Here is a 2,501-nt window from a genome sequence, read left to right on the forward strand (position 1 = left end):
CGTCCCGATATGCCGAGCCGGTCGGATCGGTGAGTTCCACGAATGCGACGTCGGTCCGCCGCGGTGCCGGCGGCGCAACGCTGACCCGCTCACGAGCGGGTCCGGAGAGCCGGGCACCGAGCTGGTCTTCGAGGAACACCAGCGACCGCATTCCGTCACGGGCCGTCACTAACGGATCGGCTTCGCGCACGACGTCGCTGAAGATCTCCAACGACATCGGTCCCTGATACCCGGTCTCAAGCGCGGCGGCAACCACCCCGGCGACGTCCAGCGTGCCTTGTCCTGGGAAGCACCGAAAGTGCCGGCTCCATTCGAGCACGTTCATGTCGAGCAGAGGCGCGTCGGCAACCTGGAGGAAACCGATTCTGTCTCCAGGGATTCCGGCGAGGGCCGATCCGTCGTCGCCACGGGCCAGCATGTGGAAGGTGTCCACCGCGAGGGTCACGGCCGGATGGTCGGCGCGCACTACCGCCGCCCACGCCTGACCGACCCGATCGACGTGCCGGCCCCATGCCAGTGCCTCGTAGGCGACCGTCACACCGAACGACGCGGAGAGCTCGCCGACCGCGTGCAACTGCTCGGCGGACAGGTCGGCGTCGTCGACGGCGTCCGGAAGAGCGTTCGAGCACACCAGCAGCGTGGGTGCGCCGAGCGCAGCGGCGACCTCCAACTTTCGGCGAACGCGGTGCAGCACAGCGGGAAAGCGTGCCGGATCGACGCCTTCGACGTCCCGAAGTGGTTGAAACAGATCGACCGACAGTCCCAGACCTGCGCACCGGCGCGCGACCTCCCTCGGCGGCAGGGGTGACGCGACGAGATCGTTGTCGAAGATCTCGACGCCGTCGAATCCAGCGGTTGCGATCGCGTCGAGCTTCTCTTCGAGCAGGCCGGACAGGGACACGGTCGCGATTCCACGGTGCATCAGCGGGTCAACTCCTCGAAGTGACGCAGTAGCATCCGGTCCGCGTCGGGTGTGTGATCGGTGGAGTATTCGAATGCCCGGACCGCCTGGTACACAGCCATGCCGCCTCCGGGCACGACCCGGCAGCCGCGCTCGAGCGCAAGCCGGACGATGTTCGCGGGCAACGGTAGTCCAGGGCGCCTGGTCACGCCAGTGGGGGTCACGTTCACCAGGACGAGCGCCACATCGCCGGGGGACGGCTTCTCATGCTTCTATCGAAAGTGCGGCAATACTTTCGATGAAACTGAGCCGCATGCGCTCGCGATCGGGCGTGGTCCCGGTCAGCAGGACGAATGCGTCCGCAGCTTGGCCGACGACCATGCGCCCACCGTCCAGCACCGGAGATCCCACTGCCATTGCGGCCGCAAGGATATCGGTACGAAGGGGTCGGTAGACGATGTCCGCGACCCACATCGATGCTCGTAGTGCCGAGACAGGGAAGGGTGTCCCTGGGTGGCCTACCATTCCGATCGGAGATGCATTGACTACCCCATCGGAAGTAGAAAGTGTTGCTTCGATACTGTCCGGGGAGGACGTAGTCACTGAGGTTGCCGGAGCCACCCGAGTTATTTGCTCGGACAGGTCCCGTGCGCGATGCTCGTTCACGTCGCAGATTCGTAGGTCACGAACTCCAGCGGTTGCGAGTGCGAACGCCACAGCTGAGCCCGCACCACCTGCTCCGATGAGGGTGACACAGTCGAGCGGGACACTAGGCAATCCATCGCCCAGCGCGGTGAGAAAACCGGTGTGGTCGGTGTTGAAGCCGACGGAGCGGCCATCACGAACGGCGACGGTGTTCACCGCCCCCAGCATGCGAGCATCGTGTGACAAATCATCCAGGGAGGCAACAATGCTTCGTTTGAACGGGTGAGTAACGTTGAAACCAGTGTACCCAGAATCGATCTTGTCCCGTAAAACTTGGCCCGGGTCTGCTCGCGGATCAAGCTCGATGAGATCGTAGCTGTAATCTGCGAGGCCTAGACGGGAGGCCTCGCTATTATGCAAAGACGGGGACATCGAAGTATCGATTCCGCTGCCGATCAGGCCAATGTGGTGGCGTTCTTGTGTGGACACAGTTAGTCTCCCTCTGTCATTTGATGCAGGGCAGGCAGGATCGCACGGGCATCCGTGCTTATCGGTGAAACGACGGGCGCATGTACGAGGTCGTGCTATCGAGCTCGGGAACCCACTTTTCCTGCCAGTAATTTTCGATCGTTCGACGCCATTGCAGAGCAGAAGCTGTCAGCTCAGCTGTCAACTCGGGGTGCTCGTCTGCAAGGTTCCTACTTTCGGCGGAGTCGGTGGCGAGATCGGAAAGAAAGACATCTTCTACTGGACCTTCCTCCTCCACCAGCCGGCCGTTCAGGACAAGCTTCCAGTTTCCGCGCCGGACAGAGGTTTGGTCTCCCTGCTCCCAGAAGATGTCGCGCTCGACGCCAGCAGAACAAGCTCCTTGGATAAGATTATCCAGCATATCGATTCCGTCGAAATCGTACTGTGAGGGATCTACTTCTGCTGCATGCAAGAACGTGGGCATGAC

General features: G+C 62.4%; 4 protein-coding genes. All 4 read right to left on the reverse strand.

Annotated features, from left to right (window positions below; all coding sequences use genetic code 11):
- Positions 1-922, reverse strand: a 922-nt coding sequence (locus WBQ44_RS17775) for a sugar phosphate isomerase/epimerase family protein (RefSeq protein WP_495567994.1), incomplete at its 3' end; no start/stop codon positions are given.
- Entirely contained in the window at positions 922-1,110 is a 189-nt protein-coding gene (locus WBQ44_RS17780; RefSeq protein ID WP_495567995.1) for a hypothetical protein, read from the reverse strand. The genes WBQ44_RS17780 and WBQ44_RS17775, both read right to left, overlap by 1 nt.
- A 55-nt stretch (positions 1,111-1,165) precedes the next feature.
- Positions 1,166-2,035 carry a shikimate dehydrogenase gene (locus WBQ44_RS17785; protein ID WP_495567996.1) on the reverse strand — a complete coding sequence of 290 codons (870 nt, stop codon included), beginning with the start codon at positions 2,033-2,035 and terminating at the stop codon, positions 1,166-1,168.
- A gap of 58 nt (positions 2,036-2,093) precedes the next feature.
- Positions 2,094-2,501 (reverse strand): hypothetical protein (locus WBQ44_RS17790; protein ID WP_495567997.1); only part of this gene is annotated, 408 nt, incomplete at its 5' end.

This window comes from Rhodococcus sp. (in: high G+C Gram-positive bacteria) (assembly GCF_049591685.1).
Taxonomy (GTDB): domain Bacteria; phylum Actinomycetota; class Actinomycetes; order Mycobacteriales; family Mycobacteriaceae; genus Rhodococcoides.